Source organism: uncultured Desulfovibrio sp. (assembly GCF_944324525.1).
Lineage (GTDB): Bacteria > Desulfobacterota > Desulfovibrionia > Desulfovibrionales > Desulfovibrionaceae > Desulfovibrio.
In genome coordinates this window covers 1-23741 of the sequence record NZ_CALUWS010000019.1, presented here as the reverse complement: position 1 = coordinate 23741, position 23741 = coordinate 1, and the positions used below count along the sequence as shown (strand labels likewise).

General features: G+C 65.7%; 21 protein-coding genes and 2 pseudogenes. 12 read left to right on the top strand and 11 right to left on the bottom strand.

The features are described 5' to 3' along the window. The first annotated feature begins 44 nt into the window (after positions 1-44). The 10 genes and pseudogenes from Q0K12_RS06535 (at position 45) to Q0K12_RS06490 (ending at position 10697) form a co-directional block, all read left to right on the top strand. Positions 45-2180 carry a methyl-accepting chemotaxis protein gene (locus tag Q0K12_RS06535; RefSeq protein WP_297261215.1) on the top strand — a complete coding sequence of 712 codons (2136 nt, stop codon included), beginning with the start codon at positions 45-47 and terminating at the stop codon, positions 2178-2180. Between the two features lie 223 nt (positions 2181-2403). Next, a pseudogene (gene nikA, locus Q0K12_RS06530) lies at positions 2404-3995 on the top strand (nickel ABC transporter substrate-binding protein). After that, positions 3976-4551 (top strand): ABC transporter permease, encoded by a 576-nt coding sequence (locus tag Q0K12_RS06525; RefSeq protein WP_297261213.1) that lies wholly within the window; start codon positions 3976-3978, stop codon positions 4549-4551. Before nikA ends, Q0K12_RS06525 begins: the two are co-directional and overlap by 20 nt. Continuing rightward, positions 4545-5015 carry an ABC transporter permease subunit gene (locus Q0K12_RS06520; RefSeq protein WP_297261210.1) on the top strand — a complete coding sequence of 157 codons (471 nt, stop codon included), beginning with the start codon at positions 4545-4547 and terminating at the stop codon, positions 5013-5015. The genes Q0K12_RS06525 and Q0K12_RS06520 overlap by 7 nt, the downstream gene beginning before the upstream one ends. Positions 5016-5019: 4 nt before the next feature. Beyond that, positions 5020-6735: an ABC transporter ATP-binding protein gene (locus Q0K12_RS06515; protein ID WP_297261208.1), complete on the top strand. Its 1716-nt coding sequence runs from the start codon at positions 5020-5022 to the stop codon at positions 6733-6735. Further along, positions 6732-7505, top strand: coding sequence for a class I SAM-dependent methyltransferase (locus Q0K12_RS06510; RefSeq protein WP_297261206.1), 774 nt, complete (start codon positions 6732-6734; stop codon positions 7503-7505). Before Q0K12_RS06515 ends, Q0K12_RS06510 begins: the two co-directional genes overlap by 4 nt. Before the next feature lie 154 nt (positions 7506-7659). Further along, the gene (locus Q0K12_RS06505; RefSeq protein ID WP_297261204.1) at positions 7660-8136 is read left to right on the top strand and encodes a NirD/YgiW/YdeI family stress tolerance protein; all 477 of its coding nucleotides are present in this window, start codon (positions 7660-7662) and stop codon (positions 8134-8136) included. A gap of 57 nt (positions 8137-8193) precedes the next feature. Continuing rightward, positions 8194-8856, top strand: coding sequence for a response regulator (locus Q0K12_RS06500; RefSeq protein ID WP_297261202.1), 663 nt, complete (start codon positions 8194-8196; stop codon positions 8854-8856). Then, positions 8853-10340 carry an ATP-binding protein gene (locus Q0K12_RS06495; protein WP_297261200.1) on the top strand — a complete coding sequence of 496 codons (1488 nt, stop codon included), beginning with the start codon at positions 8853-8855 and terminating at the stop codon, positions 10338-10340. Before Q0K12_RS06500 ends, Q0K12_RS06495 begins: the two co-directional genes overlap by 4 nt. A 114-nt stretch (positions 10341-10454) precedes the next feature. After that, on the top strand, positions 10455-10697 hold the full coding sequence (locus tag Q0K12_RS06490) for a TIGR04076 family protein (RefSeq protein WP_297261199.1): 243 nt from the start codon (positions 10455-10457) through the stop codon (positions 10695-10697). 168 nt (positions 10698-10865) lie between these two features. On the opposite strand, the gene Q0K12_RS06485 is transcribed toward Q0K12_RS06490, so the two are convergent. From Q0K12_RS06485 to Q0K12_RS06445, 9 genes are all read right to left on the bottom strand, one after another. Continuing rightward, complete coding sequence (locus tag Q0K12_RS06485; protein ID WP_297261197.1) at positions 10866-11111, bottom strand: thioredoxin family protein; 246 nt, start codon at positions 11109-11111, stop codon at positions 10866-10868. A gap of 185 nt (positions 11112-11296) precedes the next feature. Beyond that, positions 11297-12442, bottom strand: a complete 1146-nt coding sequence (locus Q0K12_RS06480) for a permease (RefSeq protein ID WP_297261195.1) — start codon at positions 12440-12442, stop codon at positions 11297-11299. A gap of 134 nt (positions 12443-12576) precedes the next feature. Beyond that, entirely contained in the window at positions 12577-12945 is a 369-nt protein-coding gene (locus tag Q0K12_RS06475; protein WP_297261193.1) for a metalloregulator ArsR/SmtB family transcription factor, read from the bottom strand. A gap of 238 nt (positions 12946-13183) precedes the next feature. Continuing rightward, on the bottom strand, positions 13184-14185 hold the full coding sequence (locus tag Q0K12_RS06470) for a 4-hydroxythreonine-4-phosphate dehydrogenase PdxA (RefSeq protein ID WP_297261191.1): 1002 nt from the start codon (positions 14183-14185) through the stop codon (positions 13184-13186). Positions 14186-14209: 24 nt separating this feature from the next. Continuing rightward, positions 14210-15373, bottom strand: a complete 1164-nt coding sequence (locus Q0K12_RS06465) for a UxaA family hydrolase (RefSeq protein ID WP_297261188.1) — start codon at positions 15371-15373, stop codon at positions 14210-14212. Between the two features lie 9 nt (positions 15374-15382). Further along, a complete protein-coding gene (locus Q0K12_RS06460; RefSeq protein ID WP_297261186.1) occupies positions 15383-15667 on the bottom strand; it encodes a UxaA family hydrolase in 285 nt (94 codons plus the stop codon). 28 nt (positions 15668-15695) lie between these two features. Further along, on the bottom strand, positions 15696-16655 hold the full coding sequence (locus Q0K12_RS06455; RefSeq protein ID WP_297261184.1) for an amidohydrolase family protein: 960 nt from the start codon (positions 16653-16655) through the stop codon (positions 15696-15698). 77 nt (positions 16656-16732) lie between these two features. Beyond that, positions 16733-18019, bottom strand: a complete 1287-nt coding sequence (locus Q0K12_RS06450) for an MFS transporter (protein ID WP_297261182.1) — start codon at positions 18017-18019, stop codon at positions 16733-16735. Between the two features lie 40 nt (positions 18020-18059). Continuing rightward, positions 18060-18965 (bottom strand): dihydrodipicolinate synthase family protein, encoded by a 906-nt coding sequence (locus Q0K12_RS06445; protein ID WP_297261179.1) that lies wholly within the window; start codon positions 18963-18965, stop codon positions 18060-18062. A gap of 568 nt (positions 18966-19533) precedes the next feature. Between Q0K12_RS06445 and Q0K12_RS06440 the strand changes: the two genes are divergently transcribed. Further along, the gene (locus Q0K12_RS06440; RefSeq protein WP_297261177.1) at positions 19534-20307 is read left to right on the top strand and encodes an IclR family transcriptional regulator; all 774 of its coding nucleotides are present in this window, start codon (positions 19534-19536) and stop codon (positions 20305-20307) included. 444 nt (positions 20308-20751) lie between these two features. On the opposite strand, the pseudogene Q0K12_RS06435 reads toward Q0K12_RS06440, so the two are convergent. Together Q0K12_RS06435 and Q0K12_RS06430 are read right to left on the bottom strand one after the other, a co-directional pair. After that, positions 20752-21458, bottom strand: a pseudogene (locus tag Q0K12_RS06435) (IS5 family transposase). A gap of 103 nt (positions 21459-21561) precedes the next feature. Further along, the gene (locus Q0K12_RS06430) at positions 21562-21993 is read right to left on the bottom strand and encodes a hypothetical protein (protein WP_297261175.1); all 432 of its coding nucleotides are present in this window, start codon (positions 21991-21993) and stop codon (positions 21562-21564) included. Positions 21994-22029: 36 nt separating this feature from the next. Between Q0K12_RS06430 and Q0K12_RS06425 the strand changes: the two genes are divergently transcribed. Continuing rightward, on the top strand, positions 22030-23463 hold the full coding sequence (locus Q0K12_RS06425) for a LuxR C-terminal-related transcriptional regulator (RefSeq protein ID WP_297261173.1): 1434 nt from the start codon (positions 22030-22032) through the stop codon (positions 23461-23463). Positions 23464-23741: the final 278 nt, after the last annotated feature.

Below are 23741 nucleotides of genomic sequence, written 5' to 3'. Positions count from 1 at the left end.
GACCCCCGCGTCCCAGCTCTGCCGTAACCAGCCACGGAGGCCGCATGTATTCTCTGCCGCGCTACGATACGGCGGTGGGAAAAAGACGCGGAACGACCATGAAGATCTCCCACAAGCTTCTGCTGCTGAGCAGCATCCCCATGCTGGCCTTTCTTGTCATCAGCATCCTGTATGCTCTCGTCTGGCTGGAAAAGCGGGACGCCCTCTCCGAAGTGGGCAACAATATCGCCCTGTTCCGCGGCCTGTCGGGTCTGGTCAACGAAACGCAAAAGGAACGCGGCCTTTCCAACGTCTATCTGACCACCGGGGACAAGGCCGTCATCGCCACCCAGCGGAAAAACACCGATACCGCGCTGGAACGTCTGGCGGAACTACGGGCGCCTGTGCTGCTCACGCCCGCTCAGGGGCGGGATCTTGCGGCCCTGAGCGGCAAGATCGCCGATGCGCGCCGCCTGGTGGACGCCAAGGCCGCATCGGCCGAAGTGCTGCAAGCGTATTCGCGCATCGTCCGCGGTCAGCTTGCGCTCGCCGGCGCGCTCCCCGACCTGCGGGACATGGGCGACGGCATGCGTACCACCTTCACCTCGCTGCTGCTGCTGGAAGACGTCAAGGAGAGCGCCGGCCTGCTGCGCGGGACGCTGACGGCGCTGATCACGGCCGGCAAGCCGCTGGATCCCGCCACGCTCGACCGCGTTATGGCGCTGCGCTCCGGCATGGAGATCCACCTCGATTCGGGCCTGCTGACGCTGACCGGCGATTCACGGGCCATCCTGGACGGCCTGCGCGCCTCCGCCTACTGGAAGGAGGCCGAGACCGCCCTGCAAAACGTCATCGCGCGGGCGGCGTCCGGACAGTTCGGCGTCAACGCCGATCAGTTCTGGAAGAACATGACCGCCATCATCGACGGACTGAACAAGATCCGGGACGTGGAATTCGAGGCCTTTGAAAACCGCATGGGACTTGTGCAGGCCGAGGCGTCGTCCACGCTGGTGGAGCTCTGCGTCATCATCGCGGCGGTCATCGTGCTCATCAGCATCGTGCTCGTGCTCGTCATCCTCTCCATCACCCGCCCCATCCGCCAGCTCATCGCCTATGCCGACAGGGTCTCCGGCGGCGATACGGAAACGCCGCCCCCCTCGCACATGCGGCATGAGCTGGGCGCGCTCTGCGCGTCGCTCGGCGTCATGATCGGCTCCCTGCGCAAGATGCTGCGCCAGTCCGAGCAGGACAGCCTGCGGGCGCAGGAAGAGTCCCAGCGGGCCCGTGACGCCGTACAGGTGGCGGAGCAGGCCAAGGCCGATGCCGAACGGGCCAAGGCCGAAGGCATGCTGGCCGCGGCCGGGCAGCTCGAGGGCATCGCCGCGGCCATCGATGCCGCCACCCGCTCGCTGCGGGAACAGGTGGCCCATTCGGAGGACGGCGCACGCCAGCAGGCGGGACGCATCACCGAAACGGCCCACGCCATGGAACAGATGAACGCCTCGGTCATCGACGTGGCGCAGAATGCCGGCAAGACCTCGGAAGTCTCCGCCGAGACCCGCGAGCGGGCGGAAAACGGCGCACGCCTGAGCCAGCTTGCCATCAGCGGCATGCAGGGCGTGCGGGAACAGTCCCTCAAGCTCAAGGACGACATGGCCAACCTCGCCGCCAGCGCCCGCGACATCGGCACGGTTATGGGCGTCATCTCGGACATCGCCGACCAGACCAATCTGCTGGCCCTCAATGCCGCCATCGAGGCCGCCCGCGCCGGGGAAGCCGGGCGCGGCTTTGCCGTGGTGGCCGACGAAGTGCGCAAGCTGGCCGAAAAGACCATGGCCTCCACCGGCGAAGTGGGCAAGAGCATCAGCGCCATCCAGGCATCCACACAGGAAAGTGAAAAGCAGATGGAGCTGGCGGTAAGCTCCATCGAGGACGCCACCCGGCTCGTCAACGAATCCGGCACGGCGCTGGTTGAGATCGTGGAAATGGCCGACAGCACCGCCGAACAGATCCGCACCATCGCCACGGCGGCCGAGCGGCAGTCGGCCACCTCCGACGCCATCAATCACTCCCTGTCGGACATCAATCAGGTCTCCGCCGACGCGGTGGTCACCATGCGGCAGTCGGCGCAGCTCGTGCAGGATGTGGCCGCCCAGTCCGGCCGCCTCATGGAGCTCATCGCCAAGCTGAAACGGGCCTGACCGGGCCTGATCAGACGACCGCCCCCTGTTTGCTGCGTATCGGAACCACCCCGGCCGGGCATCCGCCGGACAGCGCGCCCGGCATTTTCCGGCCGCAGTCCCGGCGCGCGGACAGGGTCGCCCGCAGGGTGGCATCTTTTGACAAAACGTGCTATCACCTCATGACACGCCCACATCCCCGGTAGCGGGACCGCTCCCGGAAACGTCCTCATGAGGAAAGCGCATGCGCCATCTGCCCGCCTTGCTCATCATTTTCATCCTGTCCCTGATCGCGGCAGGCTGCGAAGCGAACGAACAGCCGGACGACGGCCCGGATGCGGACGCCGCCCGGCGCCGCGAGCTGGTCTATGCCAGCACCAAGGATATACGCAACATCCATCCGCACCTCTACGGCGGCGAGATGGCGGCCCAGGGCATGGTCTTCGAGCCGCTGGTCGTCAACACCCGCGAAGGGATCAGGCCGTGGCTCGCGGAACGCTGGGAGATCTCGGCCGACGGCACGGTCTACACCTTCCATTTGCGCCGGGACGTGCGCTTTTCCGACGGCGAGCCCTTCACCGCCCAGGTCGTGAAGCTGAACATGGACGCCATCATGGCCAACCGCTCCCGCCATGCCTCGACCTCACCAATGCTCTTGAAGCCTGCGAAGTGGTGGACGACCACACCTGCCGCCTCGTGCTCAGACATCCCTACTACCCGACGCTCACGGAGCTGGGGTTGCTGCGGCCGTTCCGCTTCCTCTCGCCCAAATGCTTCACCGACGGCCAGACGAAGGACGGCGTGACGGGCCTCATCGGCACCGGGCCGTGGATACTGACGGAACACCGGAAAGATCAGTACGCCCTCTTTACCGCCAATCCGCAGTACTGGGGGACGAGACCCCGCCTGGACGCCGTGCGCTGGAAGGTCATCCCCGACCATCAGTCCATCCTCATGGCCCTGCAGAAGGGAGAGATAGACCTCGTTTTCGGCGCTGACGGCGACATGCTCAACCTTGACGCCTTTGCGGCCCTGCAACGTGACGGCCGCTACGCCACGGCGCTCAGCCGGCCCATCGCCTCACGCGCCCTCCTGCTCAACGCGCATCAGCCCTTCACGCGGGAGCGCGCCGTGCGCCGCGCCCTGCAATATGCCGTGGACAAGGCCGGCATCGCCGAAGGCGTGCTCAACGGTTCCGAATCCGTCGCCCATACGCTGCTGGATCCCGGCGTTCCCTACTGCGACGTGCCGCTGGAACGGCGCGACCATGACCCGGAAAAGGCCGCCGCCCTGCTGGATGCCGCGGGCTGGACGCTCGCGCCTGACGGCTGGCGGTACAAGGATGGCGAGAGGGCGGTGGTGCGCCTCTTCTACAATGCCGACAATGCGCAGGAACGCACCATCAGCGAATTCGCCCAGGCGAACCTGAAACAGATCGGCGTGGAGATGCGCATCATCGGCGAGGAAAAGCAGGCTTTCCTTGACCGTCAGAAGCGCGGCGACTTCGACATGCAGTATTCCCTTTCCTGGGGCACGCCCTATGCTCCGCAGTCCTATCTTTCCTCCTGGCGCGTCCCCGCCCACGGGGACTATCAGGCCCAGACGGGGCTGGAACGCAAGTCCTGGCTGGACGCGGCGATCACCCGCCTCATGGCGGAGACGGACGAGAGCGCGCGCCGCGCCATATACCGGGATATCCTGACCTACGTCCACGACGAGGCCATCTACCTCCCCCTCACCACCTCCCGGACCAAGGCCGTATACGCCAAAGCCCTGAAGGGCGTGGAATTCGGCCTCTCCCAGTACGAGATCCCCTTTGAGAAGATGGCGTTCTGAGTCCGGCCGACCGGCTGCTCTCGCGCGCCTGTTCGCCGTCCTTGCGGGCAGGCTGCTGCGCGCCGTGCCCCTGCTGCTGTGCATCAGCTTCCTTTCCTTTGCCGTCATCCAGCTCAGCCCGGGCGATTCGGCGGAGGTGGCCATCCGGGTCAACGGCATGCGCCCCACGCCGGAACTGCTGGCCGAGACGCGAGCCCGACTCGGGCTCGACCGCCCTTTCCTCGAGCGTTACCTGCACTGGCTGGGACAGGCCCTGCAGGGGAACCTGGGCGCCAGCCATACCGACGGAAAGGCCGTGACGGGAGAACTGGCCGCCGCCCTGCCCCCCACCCTGCTGCTGGCGGGGACGGCGGCCTGCATCGTCCTTTTGTGCAGCGTTCCGGCAGCCATGTTGAGCGCCTGCGGGGCGGGGAAGCTGCCGGACCTCCTGCTGCGGGGGCTGATCCTGCTGGGCACGTCCGTACCGGCCTACTGGGCCGGGCTGCTGCTTATCTGGCTGTTCGCCGTCCACTGGGACCTGCTGCCGCTGGGCGGACTGGACCGGCCGAAGTGCTGATCCTCGCCCTGGTCGGCCTGCTCGGCCCCGCGCCGGAACATGTCTTCCTGGCCTGCATCCTGGCCAAATGGCCCTGGTACGCCCGCATGATCCACACCATCACCCGGCAGTACGCCGACATGCCCTATGTATGCTTCGCCCGCGTCGCGGGCTACGCCGCGCCCGCCATCATCCGGCGGCATCTGCTGCCCCGCGCGGCCGGAGAGATCGCCGTGCTGGCCACGCTGGACTCCGGCTCGGTCATCCTGCTCCTGTCCGCCCTTTCCTTCCTCGGCCTGAACGTGCAGCCGCCCACGCCGGAATGGGGGGCCATGTTGAGCGAGGCCCGCAACGTCATGACCCTGCATCCCTGGCAGATGCTGCCCCCCGGCCTTGCCGTCCTCCTGGTGACGGCGGCCTGCAACCTGCTGGGCGACAGCCTGCGGGACGCCCTGTCCCCCCGGCGTACCTCCCGCACACGGTAGCCGTATGGACGCTCGCGCAGCTTCTCCTCTCGCCGCCCTGCACCGTCTGAGCATCCGGGAACGGGCCTCCGGCAAAGCGCTGGTGACGGACGTGAGCTTTACGCTGCGCGAAGGGCGGTGTCTGGGCATCGTGGGCGAGAGCGGCAGCGGCAAGACCCTGCTCTGCCGGGCGCTCCTGGGGCTGCTGCCGCCGGAGCTCGCCGCGGATGGAGAAGCTCTGTTCGCGGGAACCGACATGCTGCGCGCCGCCGCGCCGCTGGCCCGCCGTCTGCGCGGCACGGGCATCAGCGCCGTTTTCCAGCAGGCCGGCAGCGCCTTCGATCCCCTCCTCACCATCGGCGCGCAATGGCGGGAGACCTGGCGGGAAAAGCGCTCCCTCACGGCGGGACAGGCCGACGAGCTGGCGGAGGAGGTGCTGCGGCAGCTCAACCTGCCCGCCGGCGTGCTGCAACGCCACCCCCACCAGCTTTCCGGCGGCACGCTGCAACGCTGCCTGATCGGCCTCAGTCTGGGGCTGGGGTCCCGCCTCATCATCGCCGACGAGCCGACCTCCTCCCTTGATGCGCCCAACCGGCGGGACATCGTGCGCCTGCTTGCCCATCTGAAGGCGGAACGCCGTCTGGGCCTCATCGTCGTGTCCCATGATCTGGCCGTGGTGCAGCAGCTTGCCGACCGGCTGCTCGTCATGCAGGGGGGCGTCTGTGTGGAGCAGGGGGATGCGGCCCATGTGCTGCGGGCCCCGCGCCACGCCTGTACGCAACGCCTCATCCGCACGCGGCGGCTGCTGACGCAAGCCCTTGACCGGCATATGGCGGACGGACAGACGGCCGAGGCCGCGCCGCAGGCCCATCAGGCATGCGGCCCGCGCGACGGAAGCACGCCGTCCCCGGCAGCGCCCGCGGCTCCCGCTTCCGGCGTCCCCTTCCTGCAGGTGCGGGGCCTCGGCAAAAGCTATCCCGCGCGGAGCGGCTTCTTCGGCGCACGCGGCCGCCGGGCCGTGCTGCACGACATCAGTTTCCGTCTGGAGAAAGGCGTCACCCTGGGCCTGCTGGGAGAAAGCGGCAGCGGCAAGAGCACCCTTGCCCGCCTGCTGCTGGGGCTGGAACGACCGGATGCGGGAGACATCCTTCTGGACGGGCAGCCCCTCGCCGCGTGGCGACGCCAACGCCGGGGCAGGATGAGCGTCGTTTTTCAGGACTACGCGCAGTCCGTCAATCTGGGCCTGACCGTCGGACAGATCATCGCCGAGGGCTGCGGCACCGTGCCGGACAGCCCCGCCGGGCCGGATGCCGTGGCCGGGCTCCTGGAGCGCGTGGAGCTCTCGCCCCGCCTGGCCGCCTGCCTGCCGCATCAGCTGAGCGGCGGACAGCTGCAACGCGTCTGCATCGCGCGGGCGCTGGCCTGCCGGCCCGACCTGCTCATTTTCGACGAGGCCGTGAGCGCGCTGGACGCTTCCGCCCAGGCGGAGGTGTTGCGCCTGCTCAAGGGCCTTCGGGGCCAAATGACCCAGATCTTCATCACCCATGACATCCAGGCGGCCGCGCTGCTTTGCGACAGACTGGCGGTGCTGCATCAGGGCCGTCTGACCGACGACCGCGCCCTGACGGAACTGCACGCGGCCTCCCCCCGGCTGCGGCATCTGCTGGACGCCTCCCTGCGCCTTGAGCTCTCCGCCCGGCCGCACGTTTCCCCCCTACCGACACAGGAAGAACAGCCATGACACGTCCCCGCACCACGGAAACAGCCACCCCTTCCCTCCGTCTCGACGCCCGCATCCGGCAATACTGGTCCCACCGAGCCGCCGGCTTCGGGCAGGTCCGCCAGCAGGAGCTGCACAGCGACAAGGCCGAACGCTGGTGGGCGGAGATCGCCCCTTACCTGCCTGCCCCGGATGACAAAAAGCCGCTGCGCGTACTGGATGTGGGGACCGGCGCGGGCTTTCTGGCCATCCTGCTGGCTCGCCACGGCTGCGAGGCGACTGGCGTGGACAGCTGCCTGCCCATGCTGGATGAGGCGCGCGTCCTGGCCCGGCAGGACGGCCGCAGCGTCGACTTCCTGCCTATGGACGCCCAGCGACTGGACTTCCCCGACGCCTCGTTCGACTGCATCGTGGCGCGCAACGTCACCTGGACGCTGGTCGATCCCTGCGCCGCCTACCGGGAGTGGTGGCGCGTGCTGCGGCGGGGCGGCAGCCTGCTCAATTTCGACGCCGACTACGGGTCCGCCGACTTTACCGAACAGGCCGGGACGGCGGGGCGGCACGCCCATGCCGGCATCGATCCCGACCTGCTGCGCGAAGGCGAACATATCCGGCAGGAACTGCCGCTCAGTCGGGAATGCCGCCCGCAGTGGGACAAGGAAACGCTGGAGCGCATCGGTTTTGCCGCCTGCATCTGCGACAGGGGACTCAGCGGACGCGTCTTTGCCGTACGGGACGGTTCGTTCAATCCTGTGCCCATGTTCGCCCTGCGGGCCGTCAAACCGTGCTGACGGAATGGACGGCACGCCGTCCGCCACCTGTACGCCGGACGGAAAAAATTTTTCCCGCCCGGCGACCCGTAAGCTTTTCTTAAGCTGCCTGTGGTGTTCTGGATCTGCGGGCAGGGATGTTCCCCCCGCGCAAACCAGCATATCGGAGGTCCCCATGAACACCACATCCACCACGTCCGCCCGTCAGTCCCGCCCGTCCCGCACCGGCCGCCCGCTGCCCGTCCTGCCGCTGGCCCTGCTGCTGGCCGCCGCCCTGCTGCTCGACTGCCAGCCCGTGCAGGCGAAGAAGGACAAGGACGGAGCGCCTCACGAGTCCTTTGCCGTCGCGCCCGCGCCCCGCCCGCTGGATATGGGCGGCTACGCTCTCACGGACGAGACCGTCCTCCCGGCGCGGGACGCCCTGACGCGCGGTGACGGCGCCTGGGTCGTACTGCGGGGCAACATCAGCCGTCGGGTGGGAGAAAAGGAATACATCTTCACCGACGCCAGCGGCAATGCCGACGTGCGCATCGGCCAGAAGGCCTGGCAGGGCGTGCAGGTTTCCGCCGAAGACACGGTGCTGCTCTACGGCAAGGTACGCCGTCACTGGGAACATAGCTTCATCGACATCCGGCGTGTCGTCCGGCGGTAGCCCGGCCGTGCCGCGCCGCCGGGGGAACGGCGGCGCGGCCGAAGAAGGAGGCGAGGCATGCGCATTCTGCTTGTGGAAGATGATGCCATCATCGGCAGCGGCATCCGGGCCGGTCTGACGCGGCTCAACTTCAGCATGGACTGGTTCCGTGACGGTCAGGAAGGGCTGGACGCCCTGTCCGCCGCTCCTTATGACGCGGTGGTGCTGGATCTTTCCCTGCCCGGACTGGACGGGCTGGATATCCTGCGCCGCTGGCGACGGCGGGGGCTGGACGTGCCTGTGCTCATCCTCACTGCCCGGGACGCGCTGGATCAGCGTCTTGCAGGCTTCCACAACGGCGCGGACGACTACCTCGGCAAGCCCTTCGCGCTGGAAGAGCTGGCGGCCCGCCTGCAGGCCCTGATCCGCCGCCGCCACGGCCGGACAGCGGCCTGTCTCGTCCACGGCGGCCTCAGTCTGGATACGGCCAGCCGCCGCCTTTTCCGCGACGGCGAAGAGATCTCCCTGCCGCCCCGCGCCCTTGCGCTGCTGGAGCTCCTCCTGCTGCACCGGGGGCAGGCGCTTACCCGGCGACAAATCGAAGACAGTCTCTATCCCTGGGGAGAAGAAATCAGCAGCAATGCCGTGGAAGTGCATGTGCATGCCATTCGCCGCAAGCTGGGCCGGGACTCCATCAGGACGGTCCACGGCGTCGGCTATATGCTGGGAGAGGAGGCATGAGGCGCCTTTCCCTGCGGGACGGCAGCCTGCGCCTGCGCTTCGGTCTGCTGTTCGGCCTGTTCCTGCTGGTCGTCTGGGCCGTGATGCTGCTGATCTCCTTTTCCGTCCACCGCCGGAATCTGGATACCTTTTTCGACACCCAACAGCTCCTCTACGCCCGGACGCTGCTTTCCATGCACAGCGACGTTCGTGCATCGTCCCCCCTCTCCAGGGCCGACACAGCCGGTAATGGCGGCCCCGCCGTCCTGCCCTCGCCACGCGAGGCGCTGCCCTTTGGCGGCAAGAAGGCCCGCGGCCGCCAGAGCAAGAAGGCGCTCTCCTTCGCCGTCTATGACGGGGAGGGCAATTGCCTGCTGCGCGATGGCGGCCCGGGCGAGCGCCTGACCGCCACGCCCCTGCGGCGAGGCTTCGTCAACCGCCCGGCAGGCAAAAATGGGGCTGTCCGGCGCGAAGTCTGGCTCAGCGCGCCGGACGGGGAACGGATCGTGATGGTGGGGCAGGACCTCGCCTACCGGCGGAACATGGCTCTCTCCCTGCTCTGGCGGCAGGCGCTCCCCTGGCTGCCTTTTCTGCCCGTCTGCCTGCTGGGACTCTTCTGGCTGCTCCAGCGGGAGACAGCTCCCTTCCGCGAGCTGACGCAGCGCCTTGCCCGCCGCTCCCCGAAGGATGCCGCCCCCCTGAGACTGTCCCGCACGCCCGCCGAACTGCGGCCGCTGGTGGAAGCCCAGAATGATCTTTTCAGGCGCACGGCGGCACTGCTTGACCGGGAACGCGCCTTCGTGGCCGATGCTGCCCATGAACTGCGCACGCCGCTGGCCGGGCTGCGCATCCAGGCCGAGGTCATCGCCCTGCTGGACGACGACGCCCCGGCCCGGCATGAAGCCGTAGCGGCCATGCTGCAGGCCATCGACCGCTGCGGACGCCTTGCCGAACAGCTCCTTGCCCTCTCCCGTCTGGAGGCCTTCGGCGACGCTCCGCCCGACAGCGGCGGCCTGACGCGTGAGCCCGTGGACTGGCCTTCCCTGCTGGACGAGGCGCTGGCCGGGCATTGTGACCGCCTGGACGAAAAAGATCTTGCCGTCAGCCGCTCCATCCTGTCCACGCCCTGCGGCCTCACCGGGTATCTTCCGCTCCTGCGGCTGCTGCTGCGCAATGCGCTGGACAATGCCGTCCGCTACACCCCGCAGGGCGGCAGCATCCGTATCGACCTGACCTCCGCCGCGCTGACCATCGCCAACAGCGGCCCCTCCCTGCCGCCGGAGCAGTTTGCCCGCGTGGGCGAACGCTTTTTCCGTCCGCCGGGACAGACGGAACGCGGCAGCGGATTGGGCTGCTCCATCATGTGCCGCATCGCCCGGCTTCATGGCTTTTCGCTGCATTTCGGGCCGGATCAGGAAGCATCCGCTCACAGCGGTTCGCCGTTGGGCTTTGCCGTTCGGCTCGTCTTTGCCCCGGAACAGGACGAGGCGCACGACGGCATTTGACGCCGCGTACCGTCAGGACTACTCTCCCGACGGTACGCGCATCAGCCCCTGCCGTACGGGTCGGCGGGCGGCTGTCCGTCTTCGCTCACCCTCTTTGCCGAAAGGAAGACTCTCATGGAAGAAATCAAGATCCGCCTCACGGTCCAGTCCTCCTCCTGTCCGCTCTACTCGGCGGGCGATTCCGTCGTCTTTGACGGGCCGCTCATCGCCAAGGACGAGAGCGCCAATATCTGCATGATGGCCATGAACGCCATCTTCCCCTTCGTGTACGCGGCCCGCAAGGGCGTCATCAATCACGGCCCCTTCCAGTGCCCGGATTGCGCGGACAAAGTGGAATTCCGCATCGAACGGGCCTGAGCCTGACGGTCGCGGCGTGCTTTATGCGGGAGAGACCCCTTTCCCGAGTGTGAAAAGGGTCCCTCTCCCACGCTTCCGCTCCCCCGCCCCATGACATCACGAGGTACGGCGGCGACACACCGGACTTTCCTTCGCATGCGGCGACCCCCGTCGTGAGGACGCGGCGGACTATGCCTGCCCGGCCCCGGCCAGCCAGTCGCGCACTTCCTCCCGCGTGGGCACGCGCCCCGAACACATGACCCTGCCGTCCACCAGCACGGCGGGCGTGGCCATGACGCCCAGCCGCAGCATCTCCCGAAAATCCGTCACCTTTTCCACTTCGGCCGCGCAGCCCGTTTCCGCCACCACGGCCCGCACCAGTTCTTCCGTTTCATGGCAGCGGGCACAGCCCGGCCCCAGCACCTTGATGTCCATGAACTTTCTCCTTGTCGTATATTAGCGCATTTTCAGTTTGAAACGCTTCGCGGGAAAAACGCGATTTCTCCGCTTGCCTTTGAGAGCGGGCCTCGTGTCCCTGACTCTTCCCACAGTAAAAGCGCGCTGGGGAAGGGATGGGCTCCCCTTCCCCCCAAACAAGCAGTCAATAGAGCCAGCAGGCTCTACAGCAGCCAGCCCTGCACCGCGTTGAGCAGCCAGCCCAGCAGGGAGAAGAGCACCAGCAGCGTCCCCAGGAAGAGCGCCAGCAGCTTGCCGCGCATGACCTGCCGCAGCATGAGCACTTCCGGCAGGCTGGCCGCCACGGCGCTCATGCAGAAGGCCAGCGTGGTGCCCACGGGCAGGCCCTTGAGCAGCAGGCTTTCCATGACGGGCACGATGCCCGTGACGTTGGTGTAGAGCGGGATGCCCACGGCCACCGCAGCCGGGACCGACCACCACTGGCCCGCGCCCAGATGCTCGGCGAACCAGGCTTCCGGCACATAGCCGTGCAGCAGGGCCCCCAGCCCCACCCCGATGATGACCCAGCGCCAGACGCGCCGGAAGATGGAGCGCGTTTCCCCGCCGGCAAAGAGGTGGCGCTCACGCAGACCGATCTTCCGTTGCGCCGTCCCGATGGGCTGCTGCGCCGCGCCGGAGGCGATGCTTTCCTTCAGGTAGTCCTGCAACCAGCGCTCCGCGCGCAGCACGTCCATGAACCAGCCGCCGATGATGCCCGCCCCCAGTCCGGCCAGCACATAGACAAGCGTGAGCTTCCAGCCCAGCAGCCCCCAGAGCAGGACCACGGCGATCTCGTTGATCAGCGGCGAGGTGATGAGGAAGGCCAGCGTGATGCCCACCGGTATGCCCGACGTGGTGAAGCCCAGAAACAGCGGGATGCTGGAACAGGAACAGAACGGCGTGATGGCCCCAAACCCCGCGCCCAGCACATAGCCCAGCACGCGCCGCCTGCCCGCCAGGAAGTCCCGCACCCGCTCCACGTGCAGCCCGGCCCGCAGCCAGCCGATGACGTAGACCATGAGCAGCAGCAGGAGCAGGATCTTGGCCGTATCGTAGAGGAAGAACTCCAGCGCGGCCGCCGCCCGCTCGCTCAGGCCGGGCACGGCTTGCGTCAACAGCCGGGCCAGCGGTTCGATGGCCAGATAGCAGCCCGTCCAGACCGCAAAGACGAGCGCACCCGTCCCGAAATAGCGCAGGCGGTCCACCGGTTGCGGCCGCAGCGGCGTCAGCTCGCGCAGCGGCCCGGCATTTCCCTGCGGTGCCGACTGCGGCTTGTCCTTCCCCGACTGACAGCAGCAAGGACCTTGCATGATGTTCTCCTTAATTTTCTTATTGGCAAAAAAGCCAAATAACAGTGTTCAAAAAATGCCTGTCGCAGCAACGACAGGCGGCCGGCGCACACGCGAGGGAACGGCCGGACTGCCCTCCCCCGCCGGTCGGACGGCTACGACGCCCGCTCTCCGCCCCCCAACAGGGACGCCTTTTCGCGGATGCGCTCCGCAATGAGCGTACCTGTGCAGTGCAGAAAGGTATCCAGACAGCTCAGGGCCAGAGCATAATAGATGTTGGTGCCGCGCTTTTCGCTGCGCACCACGCCCGCCTCCCGCAATACCGCCAGATGGCGCGACACGGTGGACATGTCCGCCCCGATGAGCGTTTGCAGATCGCAGACGCATTTTTCCCCGTCGCGCAGGGCCTGCACCATGAGCAGACGGCTGGGATGCCCCAGCGCCTTGAAGATCTTAGCCTGCTCGGCGATGTACTCCCGATGGGGACGTGCGTTCACCTCATTCATATTTGGCAAAATAGCCATGCTTTGCGGTGCTGTCAACAGAGCATTTTGTCTTTGAAAAAGGCAAGATGCGTGCCGGCGCTACAGCGCCGCCAGGCCCAAACCAAGCGGAAAACCGCGTTTTTCCGCGAAATGACAGGCCGTAAAATGTGCTAGGCGCGGAAGACCCGGCCCGCGCAAGCGAAACGGGAGGCCGCCGCAGCGTGAGCGGCAGGCCTCCCGTTTGCGGGGGGGGGAAGAGGAGGCATGGCGTGTCCCGCTATCCCGCGTGGCGGGTCGCCGCCATGCGGGCGGCGATGCGGATGGCTTCTTCCGTGGCAAGCGTCTTGGCGATGCCCTTGCCGGCGATGTCGAAGGCGGTGCCGTGTTCGGGGGTGGTGATGGCGTAGGGCATGCCGCCGGACACGGTGACGCCCACATCGAAGGCTTTGAGCTTGGTGGCGATCTGGCCCTGGTCATGGTAGAGCGTCACCACCGTATCGTATTCCTTGTTGAAGGCGTGCATGAAGATGGTGTCGGCGGGCACGGGCCCGATGACGTTCATGCCCTGGGCACGCATCTCCTGGATGGTGGGGATGAGCACGTCGATCTCTTCCATGCCGCAGGTGCCGCCGTCCCCGGCGTGCGGATTGAGGGCCGCCACGGCGATGCGCGGATCGTCGTAACCGGCCATGCGCAGCGTGTCATAGGAGAGGCGGATGGCCCGCCCCACGCTCTCCCGCGTGATGTGGGCGGAGATGTCCTTGAAGGGGATGTGCCCGGTCACGCGGAACACCCAGAGGTCCTCCAGCACGTTGAGCAGGCCGCGCGGCTTGTCCAGCCAGTCCAGGCACTGGGCAAAGAGGGCATGCTCGTCCTCCACGTGATGGCCGCCCTTCTTGAAGGCCTCCTTGTTGAGGGGGCCGAAGACGAAGCCGTCGATGCTGCCGGCCTTGAGCAGCTTCATGCTTTCGATGAGCGAGTCCCCGGTGGCCTTGCCGGAAGCGGTATCGACCTGCCCCATGACGAGCCCGTCGGGATCGAAGTTCTTCAGATCCAGGAAGGGCACCGGCCCGTCCCAGTTCGCCGCCGCGGCGTCCGAGATGATGCTGACGGGGAAATCGACCCCGGCGATGCGCTGCCCGAGCTTGAGGACGCGGCTGTCGCCGATGAGCAGCGGGCGGCAATATTTCTGCACGGTGCCGTTGGCCACGAGGCGGGCGATGACTTCCGGCCCGATGCCGGCGGCCTCGCCCAGAAAGATGCCAAGGATGGGTTTCATGGAACGCTCCTGCGGGATAGCGGGTTAAACGTAGTTGCACACGCGGGCGATGGCCATTTCCGTAAAGCCCAGCGCTTCGGCCTTGGTCTTGCGGCCGTTGGCCGTGGCGACGGCCAGGTCGAGGAACTCCCCGGCCAGCCTGTCCATGCAGCCCGGTTCATAGATGACGGGGCTGGCGTCAAAGTCCATATTGTCGAGCATGGCGGCATAGGTCTGCCGGTTACCCGTCACCTTGATGACCGGCACGATGGGATTGCCCGTGGGCGTGCCGCGCCCGGTACTGAAGACCACGAGCTGGCAGCCCCCGGCGACCATGCCCGCCACCGAGGAAGGATCGTTGCCGGGCGTGTCCATGATGACGAGCCCGCGGGTGTCGATCTGCTTGGCGTAATCGTACACGGCCATGACCGGCCGGTGACCGCCCTTGTGGATGCAGCCGAGGCTTTTCTCCTCCAGCGTGGTGATGCCGCCGGCCTTGTTGCCGGGCGAGGGATTGCCCTCGCGCACTTCTTCGCCCACCAGACGCAGGGCCTTCTCGTAGCGGTGCACGATGTCGAGGATGCGCTCCCGCACCTGCGGCGTGGCAGCGCGCCGGGCAAGGATGTGCTCGGCCCCGATGAATTCCGTGGTCTCGCTGAGGATGGCCGTCCCGCCGGCGTCCACTATCCTGTCGGACAGCTCGCCGATGAGCGGATTGGCCGCCAGCCCGCTGGTGGGGTCGCTGCCGCCGCATTCGGTGCCCACGATGAGCTCGGACAGGGGGAAGGCCTCCCGCTGGATGAGCCCGGCCTCCTGCTGCATGGCGCGGGCCGCGCGCACGGCCTTCTCGATGGTCTTGAGCGTGCCGCCCTCCTGCTGGATGATGAAGGTCTCCATCGGTTTGCAGGTACGCTGCCGGATGGCCTCCACCACCAGATCCATCTGGCAGTTCTCGCAGCCCAGCGAGATGACCACCGTACCGTAGACGTTGGGATTGGCCGCATACCCGGCCATGACGTCCATGGTCAGCTGCTGGTCGGGGGCCACCTGCGAGCAGCCGTTCTGATTGTTGAAGGTGACCGCCCCTTCCACCTGCCCGGCCACGATGCGCGCCGTATCCGAAGCGCAGACGCTGGCAGGCAGGATGAGCACATGATTGCGGATGCCCACGCGCCCGTCCGGGCGCTTGTATCCAAGAAAGGTTTGCATGTCCCGCCCCTATTTGTTGTCCAGATCTTCGCGCACGCTGCCCACATTGTGCACGTGCACATGACTGCCGCGCGCGATGTCGTACAGGGCCTCGCCGATATGTTCGCCGTACTTGCAGATCTTCTGCCCGGCAGCCAGATCGCGCACGGCGACCTTGTGGTAGATGGGGATGTCCTCCCGCGCGCAGAAGGCCTCGGCCTGCGCCGGGCCGTAATCCACGGCCTCACCGGCCGCGATGGGCTCGATGGCCACGGCCACGTCGTCGGCGGGGCTGATGATGATGGCATTGCTCATGCTTGGTCCTCCGGGGCCGCCGCGGCCCCTATTTTACGATCTTTCCCTTGAGGTCTTCCGGCGCGATGGTGCGGTAGACGCGTTTGCAGTTGTCGTGGAACATCTTGCGCTGCGCCGCGTAGGAATACCCCTTCATGGCGCAGACCGTCATGAAGCCGTGGAAGATGTCCGGGAAGCTGCCGCACAGGCTGTCCACCGGGAAATTGCTGGCGAACATGATGCGGTCAGGCCCGAACATGGCCAGCACTTCGGAGATGATCCAGCCGTTGCTCTCCACCGTCCACGGCACGTCCTTCAGGCCGATGCCCGACACCTTTACCATCACGTTCTCGCATTCGGCCAGAGCCGCCATGTGCTTGTGCCAGCCAGCCAGCCCCTCGTGCGAACGCTGGGCGGGCAGGCCCGTATGGTTGAGGATGATGGTCGTGTCCGGGAAATCGCAGGCCAGGGAGACGGCTTCAGGCAGGTTCCACCACGGGGTCTGCAAGTCGAACATGAGGCCGTACTTCTCCAGCAGCTCGTAGCCCTTGCGCCAGGCGTCGTCGCTCATGAGGGTGCGGCAGCTCCCCACCTCTTCGGGCGAGGCGGGGCCGCCGGGCTTGTGGCGCACGCTGCGCATGAGGGTATAGGCGCTCTGGGCGCGCAGCACGTCCTCCACATCCGCATGGTGCAGCCAGGCCTGCCCCACCACCGCGTTGGGATAGCCCGTCTCGCGGGCAACCGAGGTGATGAAGTCGCTCTCGCCCGTGGGGTCCGCCGGATTCCATTCGGTCTCCATGTAGCAGGTCTCCACCACGTTGATGTCCCCGGTATCCTGAAAGTAGTCCGCCGGATAGTAGGGACGCTTGATGGCCGTATAGTCGCCGTAACGGAAGGGGATGAGCACGTCGGGCTTGAGCCAGGGGTGATCGTTCTTGATGGGGTCCCAGAAATGATGGTGCGCGTCGATGACGGGGCCGTCGTAAAGGTGCAGGGCTTCCAGTTGCATGGGGATACCTCCTGAGGATCGCCGAAGGGGCGGCGGCCGCTGCGGAGCGCCGTCCGCGGGCGGCCGCCGCGCAGCCGTCAGCGGGCGTTACGCAGGTCGATGATATTGGTCATGATGACGAACACCACGGCGCAGGCGGCAAAGAAGTGCAGCACCGGGTCAAAGGAGCCGCCGGTGAGGTCGAGGATCCAGCCCACGATGAGCGGGATGCAGATGCCGCCCACGCTGCCGGCCATGTTCATCATGCCGCCCACGGTCGCCACACGCGAACGCGGGGCCAGCATGGGCGGGAAACTCCAGTACATGCTGCCCCACATGAGCACGAAGGACGCGCAGGACAGCAGGATGATCGAGGAGGTCACGTCCGGCACATAGGGCAGGGCCGCAAAGGCCCCCAGCGTCAGCAGGCCGGAGATGGTGAGCAGCAGCTTGCAGGAGCGGGCGCGGCTCATGCCGCCGCTGACCAGCCTGTCGCACAAAAAGCCGCCGCACAGGCTGCCCACGCCCCCGGCGCAGAAGATGATCATCGTGGCGAAGCCCACGGACTTCAGGTCAAGATTCAGCGCACTGGCCAGGAAGCTGGGTCCCCAGGTCAGCAGGCCGAAGAACATCATGGCCCAGGCGCAGCGGCCCACCAGCATGCCCGCCAGCGAACGCAGCGACATGAGGTGGAGGAGGGAACCGCTCTCCCCTTCCGCCTGCACGGCCGGGCCGTCGTTCTGTCCCTCGCGGATGATGGACAGTTCCGCCTCATTGACCATCGGGTCATGGGTCGGGTCATCGCGGATGATGTAATGCGCGAGGAAGCCGAGCAGGATGGTGGCCACCCCGGCGATGATGAAGGTTATGCGCCAGGAGGCGAAGAACAGGATCATCTCCGCCACCAGGATGCCGCCCAGCGCCGCCCCGAAAGGCCCGCCGGCATCCATGAGCACCGCGCCGCGCGCCCGCTCCTTCTTGTTGAGCCAGATGGCGTTGAGCCGGGCCCCCGCCGGGAAGACCGGGGCCTCGCTGGCCCCCAGCAGCAGGCGTGCGCCGATGAGGGCGATGCCGTTGTGGCACAGGCCCAGCAGGGCCTGCGAAGCGCCCCACAGCACGGTGGAGATGGAGACGGTCGAACGCGGGCCGAACTTGTCGGCAATGAGGCCGCTGGGGATCTGCATCAGGGCGTATGTCCAGAAAAAGCCGCTGAGCACCAGCCCTTGCATGACCCCGCTCAGGTTCAGCTCCTGCGCGATGGTGGGCATGGCGATGGAAATGGAGGCCCGGTCGATCATGTTGACCACGACCAGAAGGAACAGCACGCCGAAGATCTTCCAGCGGATGCGCGTGGGTTCGGCGGAAGAAGAGACATTGGCATTCATGGTTCACCTCTCGTGGTGACGGGGGGAAGGAAGAAAGCTCTTACAGCAGGCCGCAGGACTCCAGCAGGGCCCGCAGCTTCGCCTTGCCCTGCTCGCTCAGGGGCTGCGAGGGACGCAGCACGTGGGTGGGCAGGTCGGGCAGGCCGCAGAGGCGGGCCGCTTCCTTGAGGGTGCCGAAATAGGGGGTCTCGATGGCGTACACGTTGGAGAGCGCCGCCACCACGCGGTGCAGCTCGTGGGCCCGCGCGAAGTCGCCTTCGCGGAAGGCCTTGTACAACCCGCAGATGAACTGCGGCGCGAAGTTGGCCGTGCCGGGGATGCCGCCCGCGCCGCCCAGGGCAAGGTTGTTCAGCACATGCTCGTCAAAGCCGGAAAAGACCGCGAAGTCGGGATGCTTCGTGCCCACTTCCAGGATGACGCGGCGGGTGTGGGCCACCTCGGCCACGCTGTCCTTGAGGCCGCGGATGTTGGGATGCTCCGCCAGGCGGGCGATGAGCTCCACGGACAGATCCTGCTTGGTCATGGCCGGGAAGTTGTAGAGCATGACCGGGCAGGGGCAGGCGTCGGCCACGGCGCTGTAGTGGGCAAAAAGGCAGTCGTCGCTCATGGGCGAGTAGTAGGGATTGATGACCATGACCGCATCGGCTCCGTGTTCGGCGGCGTGGCGGGAAAGTTCGATGGTCTCCTGCGTGCCGCAGGCGCCCGTGCCCACCAGGGTGGTGATGCGCCCGTCGATGTGGCGCAGGCAGAACTCGGCCACTTCCTTACGCTGGGCCATGTTCATGCTGAAGAATTCCCCGGCGCTGCCCAGGATGAGCACGCCCTGCACGCCGGCCTCCATGAGGCGGTCCATGAGAGCGGCCGTGGCCTTGCGGTCAAACGTGCCTTCAGCATCGAAAAACGTGGACATGGGGGGCATGATGCCCGCGAATTTGGTAGTGCTCATGAATCTTCTCCTTTTCGTATATTCGAAACGAATACTTATATTCGAACCATAATTTCCACATACGCAATCTCCACCCTTCTTGTCAAGGCATGGGGGTGATATTTTTTATTCATTTATTAAAATATATTATAAGAGAAAATCAGCGCACACCTTGATGAGAAATCCAGTATTTTCAGCAAACAAGCTTCTTCGCCACGTAAGGACGGCACCTTTTGCGTGCTGGCGGGAGCGGCTATTTCTTTGTTTACCCATAGTCGTTTTGTATATCAGAAACATATGCCGACAGGTCGAGACATGGGCCGGACCGCTGCCTGCCAAGGCGTTCCCGCTGCCGCGCCTCAGTCCTTGAGCTTGCCCGCGGAGCATGCTAGGGTCAGGACAGATATGCCTGCCGTCCGCAAAAAGCTGAATGGTTCCAGAGGGAAAGACGGAAGAAAGGGATCTGGTGGAATCGCGCCGCTGCCGGACGGGCATGGTCCCCCGGCAGGCCGCGGCAGGAGCAGGAAAGCATGTGGAAAAAGGACGGCCAGACCCGCCGCAGAAAACGCCACGCCATGTCGAGGAAAGCATGACTCACGAGCCGCACCGCCCCACCAGCCGCGTGCTGGACATCCTGGAAACCCTTGCCCAGCGTGACGGCGGCCTGACGCTGACCGAGCTGTCCCGCAGCGTGGATGCCCCGGCCAGCAGCCTGACGCCCTTTTTGCGCACGCTCTGCGCCCGCGGCTATCTGGATTGCAACCGCAAGAACATGGTCTACACGCTGGGCGCGAGGACCCTGCTGCTCTCCGCCGCCTTTGCCACCACCGACATCTATTCCCTGACCATGCAGGAGATGCAGCGCGTGGTGGACCGCTGTTCGGAGACCTGCCAGCTCGGCATACGCGAAGGCAGCAACGTCTTTTATATCGCCAAGATAGATTCGCCGGAACCGCTGCGCCTCGTCTCCAGCGTGGGCAAGAGCCTGCCCGCCAGCTGCACGGCCATCGGCAAGGCCCTGCTCTGCGACTGCACCCGGCAGGAAGTGGAGAGCCTCTACCCGGACGGGCTCCCCGCGCTGACGCCGAGCAGCATCCGGGACATGGACGAATTTTGCGGGCAGCTGGCCCGCATCCATATGGGAGAGTTCGCGCTGGACGTGGACGAATCCCACGAACATCTGCGCTGTTTCGCCCTGCCCATCCGTCTGGACGGACAGGTCGACGCGGCCGTCAGCGTCTCCATGCCCGCCTTTCGGCTGGATGAGGACAAGGAACGGCTGGTGCGCGCCTGCCTGCTTGCCGCACGCAATGCCGTGGAGCGGCATCTCTCCTCGGCCGGCCACGGCTTTTCAGGCAAATAGCCGCCTGACGGCCCCGTGTCTGTCTGCCGACACGATTTTACACATTATTTCAAGAGATAAAGAAAAACAGCCGCACACGCGCCGCGTGTTTTGGATGCGGGTCGCCCCGAACGCTCTCACTGCGCCTGATAAAAGCGCGCTGGGGAGGGGATGGGGGGCTTTGGGGGAAGGATGGCGAGAACGCCTTTTCTCGCTCCGCTGCGAAAAGGCTGGGCCCTCCCGCGCCGGCGGCGACCGAAAGGCGGCCCGGAGGGCCGTGTCCGTTAGGCGACGAAGGAGCCTTACGGACATCGACAGCAGAGCGCGACCGAAAGGCGGCCGCAGGCCGTGCCTGTTAGGCGACGCAGGAAGTTACGGGCATCGGCAGCAACGCGAGGGGTTCCCCTTCCCCCCAAACAAGTAACGAATAGTGTTAACAGGCCCTAGGGGCTGTTTCTAAAAAGTTTATTGCAGCCAAACCAGACAGGCCGCTAACATGACGTTTGCCCGGAATGTCGCGGCCAATTTGTCATAGCGGGTTGCAATGCGTCGAAATGACTTGAGCTTTGCAAAAAAACATTCAACTAGATGACGTTCCTTGTACACATGGGCATCATACTCCCGCTGTTGACGTCTGCACTTTCGGGAGGGAATAACTACTTCCATCTTTTGTTGTCGAGCCTGCTCCAGCACTGCATCACTGTCATAAGCTCGATCCGCAAGGAGCTTGTCCGCGGACAAATTCGCAAGGAGTCCCCCAACGGGTACCGTATCGTTTACGTTGCCCGCCGTGAGATATATGCGCAAAGGATTTCCAAGAGCGTCAACAACCGCATGAATTTTGCTTGTCAGTCCGCCCTTTGTACGTCCGATTTCCTGTCGGAAGTGCCCCCTTTTGCGCCGGTGGCGTGCTGATGCACCTTGACAAAGGTCGCATCAATAATGAGGGCATCCCGATCAGCTTTTATGGACAGCATGCGTAAAATATCATCCCAGACTTCGAGTCTCGTCCATTCGAGAAACCGTTTATGAACAGTATTCCATGGTCCGAATTCCGCAGGTAAATCCCTCCAGGGTGCTCCAGTTTTCAAAATCCACAAAATACCATTGAACATGAGGCGGTCATCTTTACGCTTCCGTCCTCTGGTTTCAGTCTTTTTCTTTTCCAGCATAGGACCGATGACCGCCCACTTTTCATCTGAAATGTCATGTCTGCTCATGACAAACAGGAAAGCAGGAGTCATTTAAGATGTCCAGCTTTTTTAGAAACAGCTCCTAGCGGGAAGGCGTCTCCGCGGGAGCGGATGCGGGCAGCACCTGTATTTCCAGCGTATGCGTGCCGCGTTCATGCCAGACGGCCCCGGCGCAGGTCCCCTTGCTGACGTAGCCCACGGAGACCGTACAGACATAGCGCCCCGGCACATGGAAACAAATGTCGCTCTCCGGGAAGCCGGGCAGGACATCCGGTTCCCTGCCTTCCGGCCGCTGCGTCCAGCTCACCTGCACCCCGGCATAGGCCGTGCCGCCGGGCAGGGGCGGCTGTTCCGCCGTGAGGCGTACGGTCTCGCCGCAGCGGGCTTCGGCGGGCAGGCTGGCCCGCGTGCCCTGGACGGCTTCGGCGGCCGAACGGGCCTCGTCCAGACCCGCGGCCTTGACAGGCCAGGGAAAAAGAAGAAACAAGCACAGCAGTGTTCGTGCACAACGCATTCGTAACCTCCCTCACTCTTTTTTGGAAAATCCGCCATGCCGCAGGCCTCTTCCGCACGCCGACGCCATCTTTCGTCTTCCGAAGCCTTTTCCGGCCTCTTCGTGCCGCAGCCCCAGACCCGCCGGAAGGCCGCCGCCGTACTGGCCCGTTTCGACGTCTGCATGGACAGCTTCCTGGAATTCTGGACCCTGAGCATGCAGGCAGCGGGCTATCTTTCCTTCACCACGGCCCGGCGTGACGACTGCGTGGCCGCCTGCCGGGCCTTTCTGGACCCTGTGCTGCGGCATGCCGCCGCGGAGCAGCCCCCCACCTTCGAGACCCTGCGCGAGAATGCCGGCGGCTGGGCCGACGCGCTGCTGGAGTCCGGCTTGCGCCATTGCCGCCGCGGCGTCACCGTGGCCATGTACCTGGGCTGCTTCAAGACCTTCATCATGGCGCTGGAAGATGCGCTTGCCCTGCTGCCGCGGCTCTGTCCCGGCATCCCCGCGGATCATATCCCGGCGGCGACGGAGTTCCTGCGCCTGCATGCCCATGCCTTTGAAGTGCTCTGGACGGAAGCCGGCCTGCGGGAGACCGCCGCCGCCCGGCAGTCCGTGCATCCGTCGGCCCTCCCGCCGCAGGATGAGCTGCTGCGCCTGCTCACGCTGGAGAAATGCCGCTTCGAGAACATTTTCAACACCACGTCCGACGGCGTGCTGGTGATGGACGAGAACTGCCGCATCTCCACCACCAACCGCTCGTTGCGTCAATACGCCGGAGAAGGCATCGAGGGCAAGCCCGTTTGGGAGGCCCTGGGCCTTGAGGGTGAAAGTCCGGAGGAATTTTTCCGCTACTATCCCATCGGGCAGACCGTGGAGGTCAGCCCGTTCGGGGACGGCCTGTTCTTTCGCCTGTCCATCGCCTCGCTGGGCGGGGTCAGCCTTGCCAGCGCCGGGGAATACCTCGTGCTGCTGACCAACATCACGCCGCAGGTGCTGCAACGGGAAATGATGGAAGAGGCCATAGGCCGCCATGCCGCCGCCCTGACGGAAGAGAAACGCCGCCAGGAAGAACTGGACATCACGCTCCGTACGGTGCTGTCCACCATCCATGCCGAGCGGGACAGCCGCCGCGACGAGCTTTCCTCCCATATCCGCCGCGTGCTGCTGCCCGCCCTCGAACAGATCGGCAGGGAACCGGATGCCGCCGCGCGCCGATCCATGATCCAGCTCGTGCGCGGCAGCCTGCTGCCCCTGATCGACGGCGACGACCGGGCGCGGGACGGTCTGGACAAGCTGACCCTGGCGGAGCTGAAGGTCTGCCGGCTGGTGCGGGCGGGCCACAGCTCCAAGGAGATCGCCGGGCTGCTCAACATCTCGCCGGAGACCGTGCAGACCCATCGCCGCAACATCCGGCGCAAGCTCGGCCTGCGCGGGCACGATACCCAGCTTGCCGTCCACCTGCTCCACAGCGGCGGCGAGACGGCTTAGGGCCTGCGAGGCTATCTGCTTTTGTTTGGGGGGAAGGGGAACCCCCTCGTGTTGCTGTCGATGCCTGTAAGGCTCCTGCGTCGCCCGGGGCCTGCCAACTCAAATTTTACTAATTATTTCAATATATAAAATAACATAAGCTGTACATATCCCGCCTGCCCTGGAAGGCGATGCGTCCCGCGTCCCTGCATTTTCCCCTGATAAAAGCGCGCTGGGGAAGGGATGGGGGGCTTGGGGGGAAGGGGAACCCCTCCCGCGCCGGCGGAGGGGTTCCCCTT

Bases quoted from the DNA above. Each gene is read 5' to 3' on its own strand.
- Q0K12_RS06445 (WP_297261179.1), bottom strand. From the start codon at position 18,965: ATGAGCACTACCAAATTCGCGGGCATCATGCCCCCCATGTCCACGTTT.
- Q0K12_RS06510 (WP_297261206.1), top strand. From the start codon at position 6,732: ATGACACGTCCCCGCACCACGGAAACAGCCACCCCTTCCCTCCGTCTC.
- Q0K12_RS06470 (WP_297261191.1), bottom strand. From the start codon at position 14,185: ATGAAACCCATCCTTGGCATCTTTCTGGGCGAGGCCGCCGGCATCGGG.
- Q0K12_RS06485 (WP_297261197.1), bottom strand. From the start codon at position 11,111: ATGGACATCAAGGTGCTGGGGCCGGGCTGTGCCCGCTGCCATGAAACG.
- Q0K12_RS06465 (WP_297261188.1), bottom strand. From the start codon at position 15,373: ATGCAAACCTTTCTTGGATACAAGCGCCCGGACGGGCGCGTGGGCATC.
- Q0K12_RS06440 (WP_297261177.1), top strand. From the start codon at position 19,534: ATGACTCACGAGCCGCACCGCCCCACCAGCCGCGTGCTGGACATCCTG.
- Q0K12_RS06495 (WP_297261200.1), top strand. From the start codon at position 8,853: ATGAGGCGCCTTTCCCTGCGGGACGGCAGCCTGCGCCTGCGCTTCGGT.
- Q0K12_RS06490 (WP_297261199.1), top strand. From the start codon at position 10,455: ATGGAAGAAATCAAGATCCGCCTCACGGTCCAGTCCTCCTCCTGTCCG.
- Q0K12_RS06505 (WP_297261204.1), top strand. From the start codon at position 7,660: ATGAACACCACATCCACCACGTCCGCCCGTCAGTCCCGCCCGTCCCGC.
- Q0K12_RS06475 (WP_297261193.1), bottom strand. From the start codon at position 12,945: ATGGCTATTTTGCCAAATATGAATGAGGTGAACGCACGTCCCCATCGG.
- Q0K12_RS06460 (WP_297261186.1), bottom strand. From the start codon at position 15,667: ATGAGCAATGCCATCATCATCAGCCCCGCCGACGACGTGGCCGTGGCC.
- Q0K12_RS06450 (WP_297261182.1), bottom strand. From the start codon at position 18,019: ATGAATGCCAATGTCTCTTCTTCCGCCGAACCCACGCGCATCCGCTGG.
- Q0K12_RS06455 (WP_297261184.1), bottom strand. From the start codon at position 16,655: ATGCAACTGGAAGCCCTGCACCTTTACGACGGCCCCGTCATCGACGCG.
- Q0K12_RS06425 (WP_297261173.1), top strand. From the start codon at position 22,030: ATGCCGCAGGCCTCTTCCGCACGCCGACGCCATCTTTCGTCTTCCGAA.
- Q0K12_RS06515 (WP_297261208.1), top strand. From the start codon at position 5,020: ATGGACGCTCGCGCAGCTTCTCCTCTCGCCGCCCTGCACCGTCTGAGC.
- Q0K12_RS06480 (WP_297261195.1), bottom strand. From the start codon at position 12,442: ATGCAAGGTCCTTGCTGCTGTCAGTCGGGGAAGGACAAGCCGCAGTCG.
- Q0K12_RS06430 (WP_297261175.1), bottom strand. From the start codon at position 21,993: ATGCGTTGTGCACGAACACTGCTGTGCTTGTTTCTTCTTTTTCCCTGG.
- Q0K12_RS06500 (WP_297261202.1), top strand. From the start codon at position 8,194: ATGCGCATTCTGCTTGTGGAAGATGATGCCATCATCGGCAGCGGCATC.
- Q0K12_RS06535 (WP_297261215.1), top strand. From the start codon at position 45: ATGTATTCTCTGCCGCGCTACGATACGGCGGTGGGAAAAAGACGCGGA.